This window comes from Treponema sp. OMZ 906 (assembly GCF_024181185.1).
Lineage (GTDB): Bacteria > Spirochaetota > Spirochaetia > Treponematales > Treponemataceae > Treponema.
On record NZ_CP051196.1, the window covers coordinates 1 to 24,160 of the forward strand.

At 45.7% G+C, this 24,160-nt stretch carries 19 protein-coding genes; 15 read left to right on the top strand and 4 right to left on the bottom strand.

Annotated elements, in window-relative coordinates:
• A complete protein-coding gene (gene dnaA, locus E4N69_RS00005; protein ID WP_162661916.1) occupies window positions 1-1,389 on the top strand; it encodes a chromosomal replication initiator protein DnaA in 1,389 nt (462 codons plus the stop codon).
• 175 nt (window positions 1,390-1,564) lie between these two features.
• Here the strand turns inward: dnaA and E4N69_RS00010 are convergent, their stop codons facing one another.
• Window positions 1,565-2,278 (bottom strand): queuosine precursor transporter, encoded by a 714-nt coding sequence (locus E4N69_RS00010; protein ID WP_253824059.1) that lies wholly within the window; start codon window positions 2,276-2,278, stop codon window positions 1,565-1,567.
• A gap of 547 nt (window positions 2,279-2,825) precedes the next feature.
• On the opposite strand from E4N69_RS00010, the gene E4N69_RS00015 reads away from it, so the two are divergent.
• From E4N69_RS00015 to E4N69_RS00040, 6 genes are all read left to right on the top strand, one after another.
• Window positions 2,826-3,800, top strand: a complete 975-nt coding sequence (locus E4N69_RS00015; protein ID WP_253824060.1) for an L-threonine 3-dehydrogenase — start codon at window positions 2,826-2,828, stop codon at window positions 3,798-3,800.
• A 46-nt stretch (window positions 3,801-3,846) separates the two neighbouring features.
• The gene (locus tag E4N69_RS00020; RefSeq protein ID WP_253824061.1) at window positions 3,847-5,037 is read left to right on the top strand and encodes a glycine C-acetyltransferase; all 1,191 of its coding nucleotides are present in this window, start codon (window positions 3,847-3,849) and stop codon (window positions 5,035-5,037) included.
• A 337-nt stretch (window positions 5,038-5,374) separates the two neighbouring features.
• Window positions 5,375-6,313 (top strand): hypothetical protein, encoded by a 939-nt coding sequence (locus tag E4N69_RS00025; RefSeq protein ID WP_016518746.1) that lies wholly within the window; start codon window positions 5,375-5,377, stop codon window positions 6,311-6,313.
• A gap of 51 nt (window positions 6,314-6,364) precedes the next feature.
• Window positions 6,365-7,375, top strand: a complete 1,011-nt coding sequence (locus tag E4N69_RS00030; RefSeq protein WP_006187672.1) for an SPFH domain-containing protein — start codon at window positions 6,365-6,367, stop codon at window positions 7,373-7,375.
• On the top strand, window positions 7,375-8,301 hold the full coding sequence (locus tag E4N69_RS00035; protein WP_253824062.1) for an NAD(+)/NADH kinase: 927 nt from the start codon (window positions 7,375-7,377) through the stop codon (window positions 8,299-8,301). The genes E4N69_RS00030 and E4N69_RS00035 overlap by 1 nt, the downstream gene beginning before the upstream one ends.
• 45 nt (window positions 8,302-8,346) lie before the next feature.
• On the top strand, window positions 8,347-9,015 hold the full coding sequence (locus E4N69_RS00040) for a hypothetical protein (RefSeq protein ID WP_253824063.1): 669 nt from the start codon (window positions 8,347-8,349) through the stop codon (window positions 9,013-9,015).
• 73 nt (window positions 9,016-9,088) lie between these two features.
• Here the strand turns inward: E4N69_RS00040 and E4N69_RS00045 are convergent, their stop codons facing one another.
• Together E4N69_RS00045 and E4N69_RS12730 are read right to left on the bottom strand one after the other, a co-directional pair.
• Window positions 9,089-9,922 carry a hypothetical protein gene (locus E4N69_RS00045; protein ID WP_253824064.1) on the bottom strand — a complete coding sequence of 278 codons (834 nt, stop codon included), beginning with the start codon at window positions 9,920-9,922 and terminating at the stop codon, window positions 9,089-9,091.
• A gap of 49 nt (window positions 9,923-9,971) precedes the next feature.
• The gene (locus E4N69_RS12730) at window positions 9,972-10,202 is read right to left on the bottom strand and encodes an HTH domain-containing protein (RefSeq protein WP_371922390.1); all 231 of its coding nucleotides are present in this window, start codon (window positions 10,200-10,202) and stop codon (window positions 9,972-9,974) included.
• 656 nt (window positions 10,203-10,858) lie between these two features.
• Here E4N69_RS12730 and E4N69_RS00055 point away from each other — a divergent pair.
• From E4N69_RS00055 to E4N69_RS00085, 7 genes are all read left to right on the top strand, one after another.
• Window positions 10,859-11,317 (top strand): flavodoxin domain-containing protein, encoded by a 459-nt coding sequence (locus E4N69_RS00055; protein WP_016522837.1) that lies wholly within the window; start codon window positions 10,859-10,861, stop codon window positions 11,315-11,317.
• A gap of 19 nt (window positions 11,318-11,336) precedes the next feature.
• Window positions 11,337-12,359 (top strand): ABC transporter substrate-binding protein, encoded by a 1,023-nt coding sequence (locus tag E4N69_RS00060; RefSeq protein WP_253824066.1) that lies wholly within the window; start codon window positions 11,337-11,339, stop codon window positions 12,357-12,359.
• A gap of 17 nt (window positions 12,360-12,376) precedes the next feature.
• Window positions 12,377-13,396 carry a FecCD family ABC transporter permease gene (locus E4N69_RS00065; RefSeq protein WP_253824067.1) on the top strand — a complete coding sequence of 340 codons (1,020 nt, stop codon included), beginning with the start codon at window positions 12,377-12,379 and terminating at the stop codon, window positions 13,394-13,396.
• Window positions 13,393-14,187, top strand: coding sequence for an ABC transporter ATP-binding protein (locus E4N69_RS00070; protein ID WP_253824068.1), 795 nt, complete (start codon window positions 13,393-13,395; stop codon window positions 14,185-14,187). Before E4N69_RS00065 ends, E4N69_RS00070 begins: the two co-directional genes overlap by 4 nt.
• Before the next feature lie 70 nt (window positions 14,188-14,257).
• The gene (locus tag E4N69_RS00075; protein WP_253824069.1) at window positions 14,258-15,403 is read left to right on the top strand and encodes a class I SAM-dependent RNA methyltransferase; all 1,146 of its coding nucleotides are present in this window, start codon (window positions 14,258-14,260) and stop codon (window positions 15,401-15,403) included.
• Window positions 15,400-17,178, top strand: a complete 1,779-nt coding sequence (locus tag E4N69_RS00080) for an outer membrane protein assembly factor BamB family protein (protein WP_253824070.1) — start codon at window positions 15,400-15,402, stop codon at window positions 17,176-17,178. Before E4N69_RS00075 ends, E4N69_RS00080 begins: the two co-directional genes overlap by 4 nt.
• A 92-nt stretch (window positions 17,179-17,270) precedes the next feature.
• Window positions 17,271-19,049, top strand: a complete 1,779-nt coding sequence (locus E4N69_RS00085) for a P83/100 family protein (RefSeq protein WP_253824071.1) — start codon at window positions 17,271-17,273, stop codon at window positions 19,047-19,049.
• Window positions 19,050-19,118: 69 nt separating this feature from the next.
• On the opposite strand, the gene xdh is transcribed toward E4N69_RS00085, so the two are convergent.
• Window positions 19,119-21,734: a selenium-dependent xanthine dehydrogenase gene (xdh, locus tag E4N69_RS00090; RefSeq protein WP_253824072.1), complete on the bottom strand. Its 2,616-nt coding sequence runs from the start codon at window positions 21,732-21,734 to the stop codon at window positions 19,119-19,121.
• A 413-nt stretch (window positions 21,735-22,147) separates the two neighbouring features.
• On the opposite strand from xdh, the gene htpG reads away from it, so the two are divergent.
• Entirely contained in the window at window positions 22,148-24,061 is a 1,914-nt protein-coding gene (htpG, locus tag E4N69_RS00095) for a molecular chaperone HtpG (protein ID WP_253824073.1), read from the top strand.
• The last annotated feature ends 99 nt before the right edge of the window (window positions 24,062-24,160 follow it).

The following is a 24,160-nucleotide window of genomic DNA, read 5'->3' on the forward strand; positions in this document are numbered from 1 at the left end:
ATGAATAGTTGCGATTATCGTATTTTTTGGGAAGAAACCGTAAAACAATTAAAAGATGAAATAGGCGAACAGGAAATATCCATGTGGTTCTCGCGTATTGGCTACGAGAGGGCAACGGATACCGTAATCGTTTTATCGGTACCTTCCGGTTTTTATCGCGATAATGTGCGGCAACGCTATGAACTTCTCATCGAAAAAAAGTTATTGGAGCTGCTCGGCTCTCGTATCAGTATTGAATTTGAAATAAAAGCTCCGCAGGCAATGGATATTCAGTCGGTACCTAAAAAAGATAAACCGGCGGGGACGTTAGCATCGGTTTCCCATGAACCGCAAAAGACGGCGCTGCCTGAAGAAAAAAAGAAGCACCCGCTGCTGAATGAACGTTATACATTCGATAAATTCGTGATAGATGCCGACAACCCCCTTCCGGCAAATGCTGCGATTGCCGTTTCAAAGAATCCCGGGACGGCTTATAATCCGCTGCTAATTTACGGTGGTGTAGGATTGGGCAAGACACACCTGATGCAGGCAATCGGCAATGCCTTGTATCAAACAACCAACTTGAAGATTTTGTATGCCCCGGCGGAAACCTTTACAAATGAGTATATCGCTCATGTAAATAAAAATAAAATGCATGAATTTAAAAATAAATACCGCAATGCGGATGTGTTGCTGCTTGATGATATTCACTTTTTGGAGAAAAAGGAAGGGACTCAAGAAGAGCTGTTCCACACTTTTAACGCCCTCTATGAAAATAATAAGCAAATCGTATTTACTTGCGACCGTCCGGTAGAAGAACTGAAAAACTTAACCGACCGGCTCCGCTCCCGCTTTACCCGCGGTCTGAGTATCGACTTAAAGATACCTTCGTATGAAACTCGCTGTGCTATTTTATTTAAAAAGCTTCAAGATGAACATTTTTCTGTTCCCGACGAAGTAGTACACCTAATTGCAAAGAATGTTTCTTCCAATGTCCGTGATTTGGAAAGTGCGCTCACTAAATTACAAGCGTATTCGGAGCTGACTGGTCCCGTTACGCTCGAAAATGCGCAGCGACTTTTACAAGACATGTTCGGATCTCCCCGTCAGCATAATATTTCAATCGACACGATTTTAAAAATCGTTGCCGACTATTTCGGTATCTCATATATCGATTTAAAAGGAAAAAAACGGACAAAAAATGTTTCTTTCCCACGGCAGGTGGCAATGTATCTGGCTCGTGAAATGACCGAATTTTCCACTACGGAAATCGGTGTTGAATTAGGCGGACGAGACCATTCGACAGTTATGCACGGGCATCAAAAAATAGAAACACAGACAGCGCTTGAACCTTCGCTGGAAGTTACCATCGCCGAGCTAAAAAAACGCATCACCAACGCCAACCAATAACGCTGATAAGTCTTGCTCAATCCGATATATCTGTATATCGGATTGAGTAGCGGCGTTAGTAGTTCTAAACAGTATTGAGTTTTCTTGAGGAAAACTCATAATTCAGAAATGTACTCAGGATGTATATTTCTTAACAATACCATTCTGAGGCCGTACTGAAGTAGTTTTTTGTAAATCACCTGCTAAACTGCGGCAGCGGGTTATACCGCTCGCCATAATCGTAGGTATCAAGCTGTTCGTGTTTTTTAAAGAAGTTGACAACCAGATAGGTAAAGGGTGTGCAGACAACCTCTATCGTTGTCTTAAAAAGATAATTGGAAAAAGCCATTACAATTAAAACAGAAGATGCGTACAGCCCTGAAAACGAAATCATCACAAAAATGATACTGTCCAGCAGTTCTCCGACCAAAGTGGAACCGATGGTGCGCATCCACAGGTGTTTACCGCTGGTAAGCACCTTCATTTTAGAAAGAACGGTAGAATTGCTGTACTCACCGACAAAGTAGCCGCAGATACTACCTGCGCTGATACGAGGCATTTGCAGCAAAATATTATTAAAATCGCTTTGCAGATTCCAGCCGCCCTCTGCCGGCAAAATACTCACCAGCCAGACATTGAACGCCATAAAAATGAGGACGACAAAACCTGTCCAAATGACTTTCCGCGTATCCCGATAGCCGTATACCTCAGTCAGCACATCTCCGAAGATATACGAAAACGGAAACAGCAGCGTTCCACCGTCAAAAACAAACGGACCGATCTGCACCATTTTTACTGCCAAAATATTCGACAGAACCAAAACACCGATAAAGAGTCCGGAAAGAACCGGCAAGAAATTCTTTTTCTTCGTGAAGCCCTTGGCTTCATCTGTCAAAATAGTGTCATTCATTATTTTATTATAGCAAAATCGGAACAGCAGTGATATACTAAATATATCAGGGCAACCGCATCAGACAGTTACCTAATAACCCCGCAAAATAATTGGGGCTGTTCAACCTGTTCTTTTGAAAATAGAGGGGTATCTACTGTGTCGTACGGCAAAAAAGTATCCTCAACGTATCAAAGATACGCCTGCGGTGCTTTTTTGCCTATCTCCTTGTATCTACCGCTCTCTTTTCAAAAGGCTAACGAAAAGTCTCTTTTCAAAAGCGTCGGTTCTATGTGGTAAACTTTTATTCTGAATTTTTACATATTTGTCTGATGCGTTTGCCCTTCCTTAAAATAAAATACACGAAATTTTATTTAAAATTTCGTGCGAAGGTAAAAGTGTATTATCTGAGGAGGTATCATAAAAAGTACCGTCTGAAATTATCGCCGATACTTTTTATTTCAAGTTTGCGTTGCAAACTCGATTATTGTTATGTGCGCATTATGCGCACGGCTAAAAATTTTTTCGGAAATTGATATTTCCTGCAAAAGTTTTTATAGGAGGTAATATGAAAACAATACTGGTAACAGGAGCCCTCGGTCAAATCGGCAGTGAGCTGGTTATGCACCTACGCAAGACCTACGGCGGCAGCAATGTAATTGCAAGTGATGTAGTTAAAAAAGACATGCCGGAAGTCCTTGAATCCGGGCCGTTTGAGCAATTAAACGTATTGGAACCGCAGAAGGTTGCTGATGCATGTAAAAAATATAAGGTCGATACTGTCATTCACTTAGCAGCGCTCCTTTCCGCTGTTGCGGAACGCGATCCGCAAATGGCATTCAACATCAACATCCACGGATTATATAATATGCTGGAAATTGCCCGGGAAAACAAATACCGGTTCTTTGTCCCCAGCTCTATCGCAGCTTTCGGACCGGGTACTCCAAAAGATAAAACCCCGCAAGACACTATTCAGCGCCCTACCTCAATGTACGGCGTAACAAAGGTCTCAGGTGAGCTGCTCTGCGACTACTACCACAAGCGCTTCGGTGTTGACACCCGCGGCGTGCGCTTCCCCGGCCTCATCTCGTATACAACTCCTCCGGGCGGCGGCACTACCGACTATGCCGTTGACATTTATTACGAAGCGCTTAAGAACAAAAAATACGAGTGCTTTATTAAAGAAGGCACCTATATGGACATGATGTATATGCCCGATGCCCTCAAAGCGGTTCAGCAGCTTTTGGAAACAGATGAGTCAAAGTTAATCCACCGTAACGCCTTTAATATCGCCTCGATGAGCTTCACGCCGGAAATTATCGCAGCGGAAATTAAAAAGCACATCCCGGGATTCCAAATGACTTACAAGGTTGATCCCATGCGGCAGGCAATCGCCGATTCATGGCCTAACTCCATCGATGACACCTGCGCACGGAATGAATGGAACTGGAAACCCGAATACACACTGGAAACCATGACCGTCGATATGCTGGAAAAACTGAGCAAGCGACTCGGCGTTGCGTATCAGTCGGCACGGAAATAAAGAAACGTTCCAATGAGCATTAAATTTCATTGAAGAGGAGAAAACAATGAGCAATATTCACGAAATGGCTTTTTTACAACAAAAAGTACAGGAATTAAAAGATCAAGGCTTGTATAAGGTACCGGTAACCCTTGACGGACCGAACGAAGCAGAATGCGTTATCAATGGAAAGAAAGTTATCAACCTTTCATCAAATAACTATCTGGGCTTTGCAAACCACCCCCGTTTAAAGAAGGCTGCAATCGCAGCGATCGAAACCTACGGCGCAGGTGCAGGAGCAGTTCGCCCCATCATCGGCAACATGAAAATCCACGATGAGCTGGAAGAACTGTTGGCGAAGTTCAAGCGGGAAGAAGCAGTACTCACCTTCCAGTCAGGTTTTAACTGCAATGCCGGGGTTATCCAAGCAGTTACCGACAAAGGCGACCTCATCCTATCCGATGAATTAAACCATGCGTCCATTATCGACGGCTCCCGCCTTTCAAAAGCCGATAAGGCAGTGTTTAAGCACTCCGACATGGCAGACTTGGAGCGGGTTTTAAAAGAAAAGCGCCCCAACTACCGCAACATCCTCATCATCACCGACGGCGTGTTCTCCATGGACGGCGACATTGCCAAGCTGCCGGAAATTGTTGCACTTGCAGAAAAATACGAGTGCTTAACCTACGTGGATGACGCCCACGCAAGCGGTGTATTAGGCGAAAGCGGACGCGGCTCCGTTGACCACTTCCACCTGCACGGCCGAGTAGACTTTGCAATCGGCACCCTGTCCAAGGCAATCGGCGTTGTCGGCGGTTACGTTGCCGGCAAGCAAGTTACTATCGACTGGCTGAAAAACCGCGGCCGCCCCTTCCTGTTCTCCACCGGACTTCCCCCTGCCGCTATCGGTGCCTGTATCGAAGCCGTTAAAATGCTGATGGAATCAACCGAATACACCGACCGGCTGTGGAAAAATGCCCGCTACTTCAAAGAAAAGCTCGCTCGACTCGGCTTTAACACCGGACACAGCGAAACCCCCATTACGCCGGTCATCATTGGGGAAGAAGCGAAAACACTCGAGTTCTCCAAAAAGTTGTTTGAAAACGGCTTATTCATCGGGCCGATCGTGTTCCCCACCGTACCCAAAGGCACCGGACGTGTCCGCTGTATGGTAACGGCAGGACACACCACCGAACAGCTCGACCGCGCTATCGCCATCTTCGAAAAAGTCGGAAAAGAAATGGGCATTATCGCGTAATATTTCCTTTTGAAAATATGCATACCGTCTACGGCTTAGATTTAGATGCGATGTTTAAAATTAAGTCATTACTGTGTAAAGACTTGATTTTAAACTCGCGGGGATGTCGAAAAAGTAACCAACTTTTGAGACATCCCCATCGCTCCTGATATAACCAGCGGCATCCGTGCCGCTACTGAAAAATCCTCAACGTATCAATTTTTCCGCGCGGGCGTTAAATAAATAGCCTGCTGCGTTTACTCCGAGTCGGCCTCTTTATCTTTATATAAAAAAAGGATAGACTTAACAGCTGCCGCATTATTTGCGGCACACCTTATTTACTCAAAGAGGAACACTCATGGGAAGTTTAGACTTTTTATCTAAAGATTATCAATTTAAAAAATATAAGAATGTATACGCAGGAATGCTGCAAGGGTTTTATACGATTTTTCACGTAGATGCCAATGCGAAGAAATGTATCCTTACCATCGGCGCTTCTAAGGCAGAAAATGGAGAAGACTTGTTCGCCCTTTTGCAATCGCGGCTTTGCGAAATAAAAAAAGTAAAAACGCGTATCGATAACGCAACATTAATCTTTGAATATCCTACGCCGGCATTAGGCAATTATAAGAAAACATTTGATTTACTGAATGATACCGTTATCCCATTCCTGATAGAGAATAAGTATAAATCCGGCGGATTTATCTATGGTAAAAATGATGGAACGATACGGTTGTTTCAAATAGGACAACAGTACCTGTACCTAACCGAGGCAGAGCGGGCGGAAAAAGAAGCCGATCTTACCGATCAAAAAGAAAAAGACAAAAACACGCAAGAAAATTTTTTACTCGGTACATTGGGCGTTATCGGCGTTGCATTAGCGGGAATCTTACTCTATGTTATCGTCGGAAAAATGAACCTCTATGTTTGGGCGATTCCTGCTCTGCTCAGCGCAATATCCTATGCTGTATATAAACGACTGGGGAAAAAAACAACCATAAAAGCCATCGTTATGATTTTTATTGTGTTGTGCATCGCGCTCGCAGCGGCAACCGTATTGGAATACGGCTGGCGTATCTACGAGGTAGTACACGAGAACCCCGAGAATGAACTTATTAGTTTCTTTGATGTTTTAAAAGAAACGCCGGAGCTTATATTCACTGAACCGGACATCGCAAAGCTGGTTAGAAGAGATCTATTGATAAACGGCGGAGTCTTAATACTGTCCTCAATTCTTACAATGGTAAGCGCTTACAGGCAAGAAGTACGGTTTATCAAAATAAAAAGATTGGATTAGGTGTAAAGAGTCATTGCATTATGCTGTACCAGCTATCAGAGGAGAGCCGATATGTTCGGATTTCGATTTGTAAAATTTGAACCAAATGAGTATATTCACGTAATTAAAAAAGGACGTGTGGTAAAAAAAGGGCGCGGGCTTTCGTTTTGGTTTTATAAACCTTCGACTTCGATTATTACCGTTCCGCTTGAAACAAAAAACGTACCGTTCATGTTTGAAGAGCTTTCGAGTGATTATCAAACGCTGACCATACAAGGTGATTTGATCTATAAAATAACCGATACCGAAAAAATTATCGATCAAGTTAATTTCTCTGTCGATCTTAAAAATTATGCGTACCTCTCGGATGATCCTGAAAAATTGAGCCGGATTATTATCAATTTGGTAAATACGATGACCAAAACCGAAGTTTCTAAGCTGCCTTTGCGGGAAGCGATACAATCAATTGATCGAATTGCAGGAGCATTAAAAGAAGCGGTGCAGCACAACGAATATCTGCAAAATTTGGGAATCACAATCACAAATATCAATATTCTTTCAATCTTGCCGAACAAAGAAACAGCGCGGGCGTTGGAAGCGGAAACGCGAGAAAATATTCTGCGCGAAGCGGATGATGCGGTGTACAAGCGGCGTAATGCAGCGGTAGAGCAGGAGCGGAAAATAAAAGAAAACGAATTGAACACGCAGATTGCAGTTGAAGAAAAACAACGGCAAATTATGGAAGCGCACATGGAGGGAAAACGAGCGGTTCAAGAAAAGAAACGGGTTATTTTACAGGAAGATATGGCATTCAAAATTAAGCAGGAGCAGGAAAATGCGAAGCTTATTGAAATTTCCGTTAAGAACAAGAAGACCGAAGCGGATATTAAAGCCTATTCGCTGAATGCCGTTCTGGAGCCGATGTCCAAGATCAATCCCGAAATTATCAAAGCGCTTTCTTCAATCGGTATGGCGCCCGAAAAGCTGATCGCAAATGCGTTTACCGGACTCGCGGAAAATGCCGGTAAAATCGGTGAACTGAACATCAGTTCGGAACTATTACAGCAGCTGATGAAAAAATAATGGACAGGCTGATTATTATCCGCCGTCCGACTCGTTTGGATGCGCTTGTCGCGCGGTTTAATACAAAGCAGCAGGCTCAATTTTACATCGAACATCTGAATGCGGATTTTAAGGATTATGAAGCGGAACACGAAACGTACTATGCGGTATTGGATAGGCTGGTAAAAACCGCGCAAGGTATCGGCAACGTACAAGTTATCGACTGGAAATTTTTACCGAATTTTATATTCGGCAAAAATGATACGGTTATCACCGTCGGACAGGACGGTCTTATCGCCAATACACTGAAATATCTGGAAGCACAAAAACTGATCGGCATCAATCCCGATCCGAGCAGGTGGGATGGCGTCCTGTCTCAGTTTTCCATAGATGAGGCCGGAACGGTTATCAGGCAGGCATTGAATGATGAGGCAACCGTAAAGCAGGTTACCAAAGCGAAAGTACAGCTTTCCGATAATCAGGTGCTGTATGCCGTCAACGATTTTTTTATCGGTGTTAAAAATCATGCGTCGGCGCGGTATGCTATTACGGTTGACGGAGCCGTAGAAAATCAATCTTCAAGCGGCATTATCGTTTCTACGCCGCTCGGACGCTCCGGTTGGATGAAAAGCGTATTGGCAGGCGCTTCGGGAATTACCGGCCGCTTATCAAAACAATCGCTCGCAATTAAAGCGAAGTCCGTCATCGATTGGGGCAAAGAACAACTCACCTTTGCCGTGAGGGAACCGTTCCCGAGCGTCAACACCGGTACAAAGATTATTTTCGGTTCTATCACCCCCGGTACGGATTTCTGCGTTGAATCGAGGATGGGAGAAAACGGCATCATCTTTTCCGACGGCATTCAAGATGATTATCTGGATTTTAATTATTCGGTTGTCGCGCGTATTTCCATTGCAGATTCCAAAGGCAATATCGTGGTGAAATAAACACTCGGTCTTTCATTAACATATTCTCCTCAAAGGAGTAATACCATGAAAAAGATAGACATACTCTGTGTCTTATATGTTTTTTCTACGGTTGCAATATATGCACAAAATAGCGATACTGCTTTATTAAAAGATATTTCATATTCTATTCCTAACAATTTCTATATCATAGATTATGCCATCGGAAACTTCATTTCTAAAGAAGAGACTTCTATCATTATTTTTTGTGATGCTGTAAAAAATAAAAACGCATCAAAAACGGTGCAGAAAACATTCTTATATGAGGTTCATAACGAAAAGCCTAAATTGTGGGGAGAATTAAAAATCAATTGCTGCTATTATAATTATGAAGAAAACATGGATTCTTTTTATAAATCTTTGAAAATGGAACAGGACTTATCAGCATTAGGCAAGCCCTATCGTTTTGGTTGGGTAGGAGATTTTAATGAGAATGGAATTACGGAACTTATGTTTGCTCAATCAGCATACTCAGAAGAAGGTGTGACTTTGGAGTTTTGGGAATTCCATAATGGAGCATTTAAGATAACTTTACCTGCACAAGATGATATTTGTTTTATTCTCGATGTGAATAAAAAAATGCATTCAATGAAGTTAGAAAGAAGCAAATATTCTGCTGTTATTGACAATTATGAGACAAGAATTTCAGAAATTTTTTGGGATTCAAAAAAATTTCAATATTCCGTGCAGGAATAATTAAGAATTGCTGTTGGTATATTGCACAGTTTCATTATTAGGACGGTTCAACGAGAAGTTAAGAACAGCTCCCTCAATAGCCCACATACTCAGCCGCGGGATAGATGCACCCCGCACAAGCAATATCCGCGAAGCTTCCGGGCTTCACCCGTACCGGCTTAAAATAATTTCCGGCAGCCGGTTTGATTTTTTGTATGATGCCGTCGGGACAATGAATTGAAACAGGCACTCGTTTTCCCGGTAAATGAGATGAATGTTTGCAGGTTGCTGCGGAAGAAATCAATTCGCATACCCGCGCCAAGAAAGCGATCCGTTCTTCAAGCTCAAAGATAAAGCGGGAATAAAAAGCGAGCATTCCAAACTCATTGCCGGAAAGTACACTTTGCTCAAGCTGCTGCAGCAAGCCGCTCAGCGTTACAAAGGCAGACTTCGCGTCTTGATAGCGGGCAGCGGAATACTTGCAGCAGTACACCTGTTGCAGCACGGTCTTGAGTGTCTCCGCATCGTTGTATATATGCACAGTTTTTTGCGTACACTGCCGGAATGCAGTTTCGACAGCAGGGCAACAGCCGTCAAGTACATACATCTTGGAAGAATACAGCAGCGGACACTTTTGCGTCGTTAAATATACCATCGTACTCTTGATTGCATCGCAGGCAGGATAATCACCGTGTTTAAAAATAAAGGCATCCACTCCGACAATCGGCACCGGCACAAGACCGCAGCCGTAGATGAGCGCCTCGTCGATGACGGGAGACTGAGCTTCCGAATACGCAGAGCCGAACACCCCAACGATATTATTATCCGCCTGCATCCGCAGTGTCGCATCTACATAGGCCTCCCTACGGAGGTCGGGTGCGTAGTCAAGGATTTCCTGTAATGAAGCATGCTTAAAATCAAATTCCATATGCCGATCGTTTTATTCCTTTTCAAATTCTCGCTTTTGTAATTCACAACTATTCATTCAATTCCCAATATCCGTTATTTCCGGTACCGATATATCGTAGATTCTCTATCTCTTTTATGGTTCTCTGAATAGTTTTTACACTTACGCCGGCACTATCTGCAATAGCTTGTCTTGTAATCTTATTATTTGACCTCACCTTTGCCTTTATAAATTCAATCAGCTCCTTCTTATTCTGAGGGACATTCTGAGGGACATTCTTTTCGCCGACCTTATTCTTGATTCCTTTTGCTTTTTGATGATTATTTTATCACGCCAAGAGCTTATTTTCCATACCGGAATATTTATCGGCAGGGCAACCGCATTAAAAATATTTTTAGCGGTTGCCTTCCTTCTGTGCGAAATTTCATAGGTATAAGGTGAGCGTCTACAATGACGCCGCTCACCTTAACCGTCAAGTTTTCTTTCGAAAACTTGCGTATTGATGTGTGCGCTTTTCGCGCACGAATGCAACAGTTTCCAAAATTCATATTTTGTTCAACTGTTGCATTTTAAGGAAATAAAATTTCGCACATTTTTTTCAACAGGCGGGTAAACGCATCAGGTAGAGTAAATAAAAACCGCGGAAAAATTGAGACTGTGAGACCATTTGAACCGTCTTCAACGGTTGTACGTCCATGTACAACCGTTGAAGGCGAGTTTTGTGCACGCACAAAACATCGCTACTGTATGGAACCACTGCCATCCTTGGCAGTTCGGTAGAATAGTATCGATTTTTCCGCGGGAATGTTAAAAAAACGACCTGATGTGTTTACCCTGATTTATCATTTGCATCGGTATCGGAAAAGTAGTACAATCGCACCGTTAAAAAAAGACGCTGTCGGATAATGTAAGTACATTGCTCGGCATGGAGTTTTAACATTTTTATTGGGAGATTTTATGAAAAAAGCGGCTATTATCTATGCATCGGTTCATCATGGAAATACGGAAAAAGTAGTTACGGCAATGGCACACGATATGCCGGTAACGCTGTTTAAGGCGGAACAAGCTCAAAATGTCGATTTTTCGGAATATGATTGTGTCGGCTTCGCTTCGGGAATATATGCGGGAAGATTTCATAAATCGATATATGCATTTTTGAAACATCACCGGCATGAATTTCCGAAATATGCTTTTGCCGTATGTACAAGTGGAATGGGAAAAGGTCGGTATGCGAAAAAATTTGCCGGTTATTTACAGGCAAACGGCTTTACCGTCTTGGGGGAGTTTGAATGCAAGGGATTTGATACTTTCGGGCCATTCAAGCTGTTCGGCGGCTTAGGCAAAGGACACCCTGATGATAAAGAGCTTGCAGACGGGGTTGAGTTTATTAAGAAGATTATGTTAACGTCTATCTAAGTCTATAAAGGAGGATCCTATGTGTAAAAAACTCTGTTCATTAGCAATCTTAGTTGTAATGCTTGCAGCTTTGCCGGTATGGGCAGGCGGAAAGCAGGACAAAAAAACATCGGAAGGTTTTGCAACCGTAACCGATCATCAGGGTAGAACCGTTGTTATCCCCAAAAAGCCGGAGCGGATTGTCGCGCCGTTTTATATTCTCAGCAACACAGCATTGGCAATCGGCTGTCGGGAATATATCGTATCGGGCGACGGCGGGAAAGGCGGACGGCCGTTTATTAAAGAATTTGCTCCCGAGCTGGCAGACAAACCCGCATGTGGCGGCGCAAAGAACTTGAACCTCGAAGCGGTTGCTTCTCTGTCGCCCGATCTCGTTTTAGTGCCGTTTAAGGCCGCACAGCAGCTTCCTCAAATCGAAGCGCTCGGTGTTCCCGCATTGGTGATTGAGCCTGAAACGATGAAGAATTTTTTCAGCTATGTCGAAATGCTCGGCGCCGCTTCCGGTAATCGCGAACAAGCGCAAAAATTACTGACTTTTTATAAGACAATCTTAAATGATGTCGCAGGTTTCGTAAAAGGCGAACCGGCGGTATCCGTTTATGTCAGCAGCCGCTCCGATCCTCTGAATGCGCTCAGCCCCAAGATGTTCCAAGCAGAACTCGTTGCGGCAGCAGGCGGAAAATTGGTGAGCAATGATATTACCGATGTCTATTGGACAAAAGTATCGCTGGAACAGGTACAGAAATATGCCCCGCAGGTTATCGTTGCCGCAACAGGCTCGGAGGTAACTCCGGCAGAACTTGCAGGAAAGGCTGAATGGAAGGGTATTCCTGCAGTGGATAACGGCAAGGTCTATGTATTCCCGTCAAGTGTTGACGAGTGGGATTCCCCCATTCCGTGCTCATGCCTTGGTGTTATCTGGCTTGCCGATAAACTGCATCCGGGAAAAGTTCCTGCCGGTTATTTAGCGGAAAAAACCAAGGCCTTTTATCGGGACTTCTTCGGTAAAGAAAAAGGCCTCGCCTCTCTTAATGTAAAATAAAAAGATAAAACCTTTCAATGCAGATGCGGTACCGGACTAAACTGATATGTGCAGCCTGTATAATGCCTCTGGCGGCGCTGATATTCTCGCTGAGCTGGGGGCGTTATCCGCTCTCTTTTATTAAGATACTTTCGATCCTGTTCCGCACCGATGCATTTGCGGCGATAACCACAGCCGATTACAATATCTTTATGAACATCCGGCTGCCGCGTACGCTCTTTGTCTTTCTTTCAGGAGGTGCAATCGGGTTAAGCGGGGTAAGTCTGCAAAGTCTGTTCCGCAATCCGCTGGTGGCGCCCGACATCATCGGTGTTTCTACCGGCGCTTCCCTCGGTGCGGCAATCGGTATCGTGCTGCTCCATGCAAGTTCGGCAGGCATCCAGCTCTGCGCCTTTGCGGGCGGCATCGGGGCGACGTTGCTTGTGTTGCAGCTTTCGAACATCGGCGGAGAACACAGCCTGATACGCCTCGTGCTTGCAGGCGTCATCATCAATGCCCTTGCCGGAGCCGGGGTATCCCTTATCAAATACATGGCGGATCCGCTCAACGAGCTGCCTGCTCTGGAGTTCTGGCTGATGGGCTGTTTTAACGTTATCACATGGAAAAAACTCGCCGCCTTTTTACCGATTGCCATTGCCGGATGCAGCTTTATTATCCTGTTCCGCAGACAGCTCAATATTCTCTCGCTCGGCGACGAAGAAGCGGCATCACTCGGTACGCCGGTTAAAAAGATGCGGCTGCTGTTTATTATCACCTCAACATTGTTGGTTGCAAGCGTCGTGTCAGCCGCCGGTATTATCAGCTGGATCGGGCTTATTGCGCCGCATGTTATCCGGCTGCTGTTCGGCAATAACAATTACAAGGTTGCCCCGCTTTCTTTTATGTGCGGCGCCGCCCTGCTGCTGTTTGCGGATACCGTTGCCCGCTCTCTGTCCGGCAATGAGATACCGGTCAGTATTATCACGGCTGTAATCGGCGCGCCGATTCTTGCGCAGCTGATGCTCCGCCGGAACAACGATATTTGGATTGGAATATGAACGCGGCTTTTGAGCTTGACGGCGTTACGGCGGTGCGGGGAACGCAGCCTATTCTGAAAGATCTCCGACTGGATATTCCGCAGCAACAGGTTATTGCGCTGATAGGCCCTAACGGCGCGGGCAAGACCACGCTGTTGCGGCTGCTCGCCGGATTGGATATGCCCGCGTCCGGTACGCTTTCGGTATTGGGAGAAAATGCGGCGCAGCTTACACGAAAGCGATTTGCCCAAAAAGTATGTTACATTCCGCAGGGACATTCCGGCGTATTTACCTACACGGTACGCGACTTTGTCGTGATGGGGCGTAATCCCCATCAAACCGCGCTGCAAGCCCCGTCGCGAAAAGATTGGGAATATGTCGATCATGCGCTTGAGGTATTCGGCTTAACGCAATTCGCAGACCGCTATTACAGTCAGCTCAGCTCCGGGGAATCGCGGCTTGTGATGCTTGCCCGCGGCATGGTACAGGATGCGCCCATCATCCTCTTGGATGAACCGACCGCCAATCTCGATTTTTACAACGAGCATAAGATTATGCAGATTACCCGTAAGCTTTGCACAAAAGCGCACAAGACGGTACTCGTTTCTATTCATAACCCCGCGCTTGCCTTGCAATACGCCGACCTTGTCTACTGCATTTACGGCGGAGGTATCGCAGCCGTAGAAGAAAAAACTAATCCCGATTTTGAACGCAACATCACCGCGATGCTGAATGTTATGTACGCAGAAAAAGGTTGCGGCGCTATCCGGTTCCAACGCATCGATGATATCCCGTTTGTGTATTTGAAATAACGGCAGCGCCGACCGTTTCTGTCTCCGCGGCTGCTTTATAAAACGTCCGGTTTCCTGTATACTACACTTTATGCGGGTTACTACGGAAAAGATCGTATTCGGAGGAAAAGCTCTTGCGCGGGTTGACGGGAAAACCGTGTTTATCCCCTTTGCACTTCCCGATGAAGAACTCGATATTACCGTTACGGTAAATAAACGCGATTACAGCGAAGCCGCCATTAAAAAAGTTCTTACTCCTTCTCCGCACCGGATTGAACCGCCCTGCCCGTATTTCGGACACTGCGGCGGATGTAATCTGCAAATTGCGGATGACGACTTTCAGCAATCACTCCGGCAGATAATGGTTGCAGAGCTTTTCGACAGGGCGCATATTACGCCGGAACGTCCACCGATTTTTATTGCGGGACCCGCATGGGAATATCGAAATCGGTTTCAATTCCATACGGATAAAAACGGAACAATCGGGATGCATGGGTTTTCGAGCAACACGGTTATTCCCGTACGCGACTGTCCTATTGCGGCACCTGCGTTGCGTACCGTTTTGCAGCAAGGCGGACTGCAAAAACTTTTTCCTCATAATAAAAAGATGGATAAAGATCGGCTCCATGTTTTTGCACAAGATGCGGTGGTGTACAGCCCTGCCCGCCCCAATGCTTCGGCACGGGTAAATGGTACCGTACTGAACTTTAACGTATTCGGCTTTTTTCAGTCGAATATTGCAGTGCTGGAAAAACTGATTGAACCGGTATCCGATCTTCCTCGATGCACACGAATACTCGATTTTTATGCCGGCGTCGGTACGTTCTCCGCTTTTTTAACGGGCAAAGCGGCCGAACTTCACTTGGTGGAACACAACGAACGGGCACTTATCACGGCAAAGCAAAATCTTGACCGGATTATTGCGGAAAAAAACAGCCCCTGCCGATGCTTTTTCCATACAGTTTCCGATGCCGATTGGCCGGATATCCCCGCTGCACAACTCACTTATGATGCCATCGTTATCGACCCCCCGCGGCAGGGTATCCATGAACGAGTCCTTATCTATTTGGGGCAAGCAAAAATTCCGCGTATTCACTATGTTTCCTGCAACCCCGCAACCTTTGTCCGCGATGCAAAAAAACTAACCGCATTGGGGTACCGATTTATTGAGTACCGGTTATTCGACTTTTATCCGCAAACGCACCACTGCGAACTTTTAGGAATTTTTATACGATGAAAAACTCGAAGTATTTTTTAGTCACCTTATCTACAGCGATCCTTTCGTTCGTTCTTTTATTTATCCCGGTAAGCCTACTTACTGCACAAACCGCACAAATAGAGCAAGCCCAATGGTCGGCGGTTATGGCGGGCGAAACACTCTGCGATCCGGTCTTACATGGAGAATATATTTATACGTTAAGCTCGGATCAGGCTCTTAACTGTATCGATTACACCGGTTCCTTTGTGTGGCGGAGAAATATTGAACGAACGATAAAACCGTTTTTGACCGTTTCCAATTCCGGTATACTGATTATTGCGGATGCGTCGAGGATGCTGCAGGCTGTTTCCGGTCAGGGGATTTATCTGTGGTCGGTGCAGCTGCCGGAACCGGCTATCTATGCCCCTTACAGTACAACCGACGGTAGAATATGCGTACTTACGCGATCCAATCTTTACTGTTTTTCCGTAAAAGGGAAACTTAAGTGGCAGGTGAAATTATCCTCTCCGCCGGCCCGGCAGTTATGCGAAACGGGAGCAGCGTCATTATTGCTGATCCTTACGAACAAAGATTTTTTAACTATTTCCCTCACCGGACAGGTGTTAAACACAAAGACTTTAAAAAAAGATATTGCCGTACTTTCCGCTGCTCCCGGCGGGTATGTGATGAGCACCGGTGACGGCATCCTCGCCTATTACCGCAGCGAAACGGTCTCTACTGGAAACAGGAAAACAACCGCTGAAGCCGTCGCACAGCATACAACCAATGCCGGACAGAATGGAAAAACCGTAGGGCAAGAAAAAGTCGGTGCAGCAACCGACAATGGTTTTGCAGTTTGGCAAGCGCAGGAGCCCGTTCCGCTGTTTATACAAAATTCCGGCGATGAACTGGTGTGCATATATGCCGACGGTACCGTTTCGGGGCGGGACATTGCCTCAAATAAAATTAACTGGATGGCAAAGTTGAGTAGCCGCATAGCGCTTCCAGTATATTATTCCAAGACGGATGGTGAATATTATATTGCCTGTAAAAGTATAGCAGCAATTATCAGCGGAACGGGAACCGTAAAGCGGGAACAAAAAATTGCCGCCTCCGCTTTTCTGCCGGTTATTACATCAAGCGGCATCCTTATTGCCGTTGATGATTGGGTCATCAACAGCTGGCGACTGGATACAAAAATTATGCAAAGCAATCCGCAGCCGGAAGCGCCGCCTCAGTATCACATTTTGAAAACACAAGAAAAAACGCAAGTACTTCCTTTTTTCGTTCCCTATGGAGATACGGGCTCACTACTATCGAGCATCGATGAAGCCATTACAAAAGGAACACTCGGTACAAATGAAGCGGCATACGCACTTACCCTGCAAACTATTTTAACAAACAATCAGAAGGCAGCGTATTTCCCATACAATTTTACGATTTATGAGCGGGCACGGGCAGCGGAATTACTCGGACTATTAGAATCATTGGAGTATCGGACGATTTTACTCGATGAGGCATCAAAAACTTCCGACCCAACCTTAGCTGTCGCAATTATCCGTGCATTGGGATTTATTGCTGCCGACCCTGACACAAGTTCGATCGAATCGATACAACTGTTGCTACAGCGTTGTGGGGTACGCGTCTATGAACCCGCGTATGCCGCCTGTGATGCTTTGACTGAAATTGCAAAATATGGTGATAAACAGACTGCCGGTTCAGCTGTAAAAGCACTATTTACCATCGCAGCGAGTGCTTTTCCCGAAAATATTAAACAGTATGCAAGACAAAAGATAAAAACTATAGTAGAATAAAACTGAACTTTGTTTTACTGAGAAGCTCTTTTCCTCCGGGATACCGAGGGTGTGAGTTTCTCCGTATCATCTTCATAGAAAGGGGTTGTTCAATGAAAAGAATAGCGCTTGTATGCCTCTGTACATTTGCCTTTATGAGTATGGCTTTTGCGATAGAGGTCGATCAAAGTGAACTGAAGCAGGCCGGAAATACGCCGATTGAATTTATCAACTACACAGGGCCTCATGCCGAAATCGATACGCTGCGGGCTATCGCAGAAATCGGGGAATCGCTTGCAGGGGCTGCCCAAAGAGGACGCGCCGGTGATACGAATCGCTACGCCGTTATCCACGCGGTCGATCCGTCGGTGAAGACTGGTCTCGATGCCGATATCATGATTATCGGAAGCGGGGCTAGGGTAGACCATATCAACAACTTACGGGTTATTATCGCCGGTTATTTACAACGCGCCTATGGATACTCCGAAAAAGATGCGAAGACAATTGCCCATTTTGTAACGATTTACAACGCAGTATACCGCGGCGACATGAATATGTTTAAGAGTAAGTATAAAGCGGTTGTTATCAAGAATTTGGCTACCGATAAAGTCGGTTTGGCGCTACGCTATGATGAATGGCCGGGAAAGACACAAATTGTTATTCCGCTCTCCGATCAGAAATACAGTGGTACGTTAAGCACGATCGATACAAAATCGCTCTCCGATAAGAACGTCGTTGACAAGATGCGTGAGCAAGATGATAAAGATATCGCGACACGCAAAGACATGATCGACCTGAAAGAGCGCGAAAGCAGCGCCGCCCGCGATCGTGCGGATGTTGCACAGAAAAATGCCGCCGCGGCTCGGAAAGATGCTGATACAAAACGGAATGAAGCTGCATCTGCACAAAAGGAAGCTGATAAATCAAAGACAGCTGCGGTTCAATCAAAGCAAGATGCGGAAAAAGCTCGGAAGGATGCAGAAGCGGCAAAGAAGAAGGCTGCCCAATCCGAAAAAGCAGCAGCAGCAGCGCAGAAGCAGGCTCAGAAAAATCCGAATGATCGTAAAGCAGCCGAAGAAGCTGCAAAAAAACAGCAAGAAGCCGCAAAAAATAAGCAAGAAGCAAGCGATAAAGATAAAACTGCTGCAGAGAAAGCAAATGCAGCAAAAAAAGGTGATCAGGACGCAGCGGCAAAGCAGAAAGAAGCCGATGCAAAGCAGAAGGCTGCCAATGAAGCTGCAAAACAAGCTCAAGATAAAGAACGTGAAGCTTCTTCCGAAAAGCAATTTGCCGATACAAAAGAGCAGGAAGCCCAAAGCGACCGGAAAGATGTTGCTGCGGATACCCGGAAAATTATCGAAGAAAAGCGGGAGGAGCGGAAAGCTCAAGATGAGGCGGCTTTTGCGTCTGCATTACCCGGAGCCATGTTGAAAGTAGTTGATTCCGGTTCTTTGCTTTCAGAAGTGGTGCTACTTGACCTTAAAACGGAAAAACCGCTGAAAACCTCATCGCTGAATACCATACGCGGGCGTGCCCTTATCGAAGGAACGGATTCCCTTATCGCGATTGCCGGTTCAAAATCCGGTAATCAGATGATTACATTGGTTGCTATTAACCCTCGTACACTTGAAATGACCAAGCAGGCGACAGTACCTATTGCTGCCCAGAGTCTTTTAATACAGGCTGATGACAGCTACTATGCCGTAATTGAGCAATCGGGCAAAAACTACCTTGCGCGCTTCAACAATAATCTCGAAATGCAAGCGAAATCGAGTGTAACCGTTCTTCCGTACACAGCGATAAGTGTTACGGAAAAAGGCTTGCTTGTACAGGATACGGCAAACAATATTCGCCTTTTGAATGCGAATAATCTCGCGGAAGCGATAAAGTAAAAAACTTGCAACCGTCAAAATAGTAAAAAGCCGATTGAACACGTGATGTGTTTAATCGGCTTTTTTCGTTTACTTTTTCCGGCTATACGGCGTATTTTCCAATGGAAGCTTTGTTCTAAAGATACCGTCGCGGTTATAATACGCAAGAGCAACCGCAGGCGCTGTCGGAATACTGGCAATTTCACCGATTCCCTTCGCTCCACAGGCAAGTTCATTATCGTTATGTTCGATAATATCGACCTTTATCGGCGGTACTTGCGGCGCTTTAAACAAGCCGAGCGTACCGAATTTAGCGGTCGGAACACTCTTTTGCAGCGGATAGTCCTCCGTTAGCGCATATCCGAGGCTCATCACGACGCCGCCTTCGATCTGCCCTTGCAGCGAAATCGGATTAAGCGCGCGGCCAACATCGTGTGCAGCTTCCACATACGCGAGTTTTCCTTCTTCATCCAAATCGATGAGGTGCGTTGCGTATCCATAAGCAACATGACTTACCGGATGGGGTTTATCGGAACCCAGTTTGTCCGTCGGATAGGTATATTCCGCAAAAAATTCTTTGGTACTCAGAGCAGTAAACAGCTCGGGCAGTATATCTATGTGTTCGGAAAGCTTACCTGTTTTGCCGCGCTTTTGCAGTTCTTCTTCAAGCGCTTTTTTGACGTCGGTAGCAGCCATGCGAGCACTTTCGCCGGTAAATACGGTTTGACGTGAGGCGGTTGTTTCTCCTGCGTCGGGAGCAAATTTAGTGTCGGGTGTCTCGTAGTGCAAAAGATAGCGTGGTAAATTAAGTACGTGACTGACAATCTGTAATAAAATTGTTCCGATTCCCTGCCCGATACAGGCCGCGCTCGAATAGATATGCACACCGTCTGCCTGTAGCCGCAAAGTCGTCCGTCCGAAATCGGGAATACCGACTCCAAGTCCGGAGTTTTTAATGGCACACGCGATACCTGCCTTTGGATGAGCGTCATAATATGGCTTTACCGCTTCGAGGGTTTGTACAAGAGCGGTTGAATCGTCGGCATATTGGCCGTTCGGCAGTACTTGTCCCGGGCGGATTGCATTCCGGTAGCGAATTTCCCATGGACTGATGCCGACCTTTTCCGCCAATAGATTGATGCACGATTCAACGGCAAAGCAGCTTTGCGTTACGCCGAATCCTCTGAATGCACCGGCCGGCGGGTTATTGGTGTACCACGCGCAGCCGAGTATGTCGATATCCTGATAGTTATACGGCCCTGCCGCATGAGTACAGGCACGCTGTAGTACCGGCCCACCGAGCGAAGCATAAGCGCCGGTGTCCGAATGGAGCACGGCTTTTAAGCCGGTTAGGTAACCATTCTCGTCGCAGCCGAGTGTAAAATCCATTTCCATCGCGTGCCGCTTCGGGTGGATAATAATACTCTCTTTTCTGCTTAAGCTTACCTTTACGGGGCGTCCGGTCTTTAACGCAAGGATAGCCGCATGGTGTTGCACGCTCATATCTTCTTTGCCGCCGAATCCGCCTCCAACCATCTTTGCGATAACCCGTACCTTGTCGATGGGCAAGCCGGTCGCTTCCGAACATTCCCGTTTTGTTTGATATATACCTTGATCCCCCGAATAAATAATGACGCCGCCTTCTCCGTCCGGCATAGCCACTGCCGTTTCCGGCTCCAAAAAGGCATGTTCGGTGGGGGGAACGGAATAGTGGTGTGAAACGACATACTTTGAATTTTTTAGCTTCTCATCGGCATTGCCGCGCACGAGGTGTTCTTTTGAAAGGAGATTCCCGCCTTCATGAACATGAGGTGCATCTTCTGCCATTGCTTCTGCCATAGAACACACGGGCGGTAGTTCTTCGTATTCGATCTTTACCGCTTTTTTTGCAGCTTCCAAAATCTCGCGACTTTCGGCAGCAATCAGAACGATGGCGTCACCCAAATAGTGCGTTTCTTTACCGAGGGGAATAAGCACATCCCAGTCTTTTTTTAAGTGTCCGATCTTTTGCATACCGGGAAGATCTTTTGCTGTCATTACAATATGAACGCCGGGCATCTTCTCCGCTTCTTCGGTATTGATAGACAATATCTTTGCTCGCGGATATGCAGTGCGTACGGCGCTTCCGTACAACATCCCGTCCGGATACATATCGTCGACATATTCGGCAGATCCCACCGCTTTTGTATATGAATCGACACGGAGCGCACTGCTGCCTACCGCCGTTTCGATTTTTGCTTCCGGCACGGGTATATTTTCACGTAACATCTTTGCTGCTAATAAGATAGCTTCTTCAATTTTTACATAGCCGGTACAGCGGCAAATATTATTGCGGATTGCCTGTTTTACATCTGCAGGAGAGGGGGCGGGGTTTGTATCGATAAGTGCTTTTGCGCAAATAACCATACCGGGAATACAAAAACCGCATTGCACCGCACCGCAGTGCGCGAATGCGTATTGATACACGGCATATTCACGTTCGGGGAAGCCTTCAATCGTCATGATCGATTTTCCCACTAATCTGTTTGTAATTTGTACACAGGCCTTCATCGGTTTTCCGTCTATTAAAACAGTACAAGTACCGCATGCACCTTCCATACAACCGTTTTTAACGGAAGTTAAACGCAATGTATCCCGTAAAAAATAGATGAGTTTTTGATTTTCTTCGGCTTCAACAATCCGGCCGTTAACGGTTAATGATACCATAGCATACTCCATCCGGAAAGATATTATGTAATTGTGGATACCCAAAGCGGATACACACAAAAGATACCTAAGGGAAGTCCCTAAAAAATTGAGATTTTTAAAGACTGTTCATCAATGAGCTAACTCTACCGTATTAGTATAAGGGATAAAAATGGAAAAATCAACAATAAAAAAAGAAAATTAGGATGCCAAAAAAATAGTTTGATTTATATGGAAAGGTGAATATTCGTACTCTGCATTGGAATACGCTGATTTGCCGTTTTCCACTATTTTGAGTACATTTAATCTGCCTTTTCATTTAGAACCAGCAAAGGCTCAAAAGCGATAGTGTTTATTCTTCGCTATCTTCAATAAATAGCGGCAATAAACAGTTTCAGACCGCTTAAAATTTTTTATTAACTTGAGGTTATAGCATGGCAAAGTATGAGTTTCAAACGGAAGTTAATCAGCTGCTCCACCTGATTATCCATTCTCTGTATTCAAATAAGGAAATATTCCTGCGGGAGCTGGTGTCGAATGCCTCCGATGCGCTCGATAAGCTGAAATATCTGACCGTATCGGATGCCGCATTAAAAAATCTGCAATTCAATCCCCGTATCGATATTACGTTTAACGAAGATGCCGCAACGCCGACGCTGACTATCCGCGACACGGGTATCGGTATGAACGATGAGGATATCAAAAACAACCTCGGTACGATTGCCCGCTCCGGCACCAAGGCATTTTTGGAGCAGCTTGCCGCGGATGATAAAAAAGACTCCAACCTGATCGGTCAATTCGGCGTCGGTTTTTATTCAGCCTTTATGGTTGCATCTAAGATCGAAGTGATTTCGAAAAAAGCAGGTGAAACTACCGTATGGAAGTGGATTTCCGACGGCAAGGGCGAATATGAACTGGAGCAAACCGATGATTCGGCGTTCCCGCTCATCGATGACGTTCCCGAAGGGGCTAACGGTACTTGCATCACCCTGTATCTGAACAATGAAGATTCCGAATTTGCAAGTCGCTGGAAGATTGAAGACATTATCAAACGCTATTCGGATCATATAGCCTTCCCGATTTATCTCCATTATATTCACAAAGAATATGATGATAAGGGGAACGAAAAATCGCAGGCAGCAAAGAGCGAGCAAATCAACGATGCAAGCGCGCTGTGGCAAAAGCCGAAGTCTGAGCTGAAAGACGAGGACTACAAGAATTTTTATAAGTCGCTTTCGCACGATTCTACCGATCCGCTCTTATATGTCCACACCAAGGCGGAGGGGACGCTGGAGTACACCACGCTCTTTTATGTTCCGGCAAAGGCTCCATTCGATATGTACCATGCCGACTACAAGCCCGGCGTAAAGCTTTTTGTAAAGCGGGTGTTTATCACGGAGGATGAGAAAGAATTGCTGCCGGTGTATCTACGGTTTGTACGCGGTATTATCGACAGTGAAGACCTGCCGCTCAATGTCAGCCGCGAAATCCTGCAGCAGAACCGTATTTTGAACAACATCCGCTCCGCCTCGGTAAAAAAACTCTTGAGTGAATTTAAAAAGCTCTCTGAAAATGATAAGGAAAAATACGAAACCTTTATCGCCGAATATAACCGGCCGTTAAAAGAAGGTTTATACAGCGACTATGAACATCGCGACGAGCTTTTGGAACTGATCCGCTTTAGAACAACGAATGAGGAAAACACATGGACGAGTCTTGCCGACTACGTACAGCGGATGAAGGAAGGACAAAAGGCGATTTACTATATCACCGGCGGCGATGAAAAGGCGCTGAGGCAGTCCCCGCACTTGGAAGCATACAAGGCAAAGGGCTTGGAAGTGTTGATTATGCCGGATGAAATTGACGATATCGTGATTCCCTCCGTCGGCAAGTATAAGGATTGGGAACTCAAGGCTGCAAACCGCGCCGGCTCCGACGAAGAGCTGAGTACTGACGAAGAAAAGAAAGAAGCAAAGCAGAAGGAAAAAGACTTTAAGCCGATTGTTGAAAAGATTAAAAATGCGCTCGGCGATGCGGTAAAAGAAGTACGCCTTTCCAAACGGCTTGCCGACTCACCTTCGTGTATTGTCGTGGACGAAAACGATCCGAGCTTGCAAATGGAGCGCATGATGCGGGCAATGGGGCAGCAGCTCCGCGGCGAGGTAAAGCCCATTTTGGAAATCAATGCGGAACACCCCATCTTGCAGCGGCTAAAAGATACCGATGACGAAACATTCATCGCCGACACTGCATTTGTGCTGTTAGATCAGGCGCTGCTGCTTGAAGGCAGTACGCTCAAAGACACCGCCGACTTTGTAAAACGCTTGAACAAGCTGCTTGCACGGTAAAGCCTTTGGCATTATCCCCCGCCTCGATAGTGTAATATCGGGGCAGGGAATTGCAAGAAATAGAATTTATGATATAGTCAAAATGTACGAGGAGGTGTC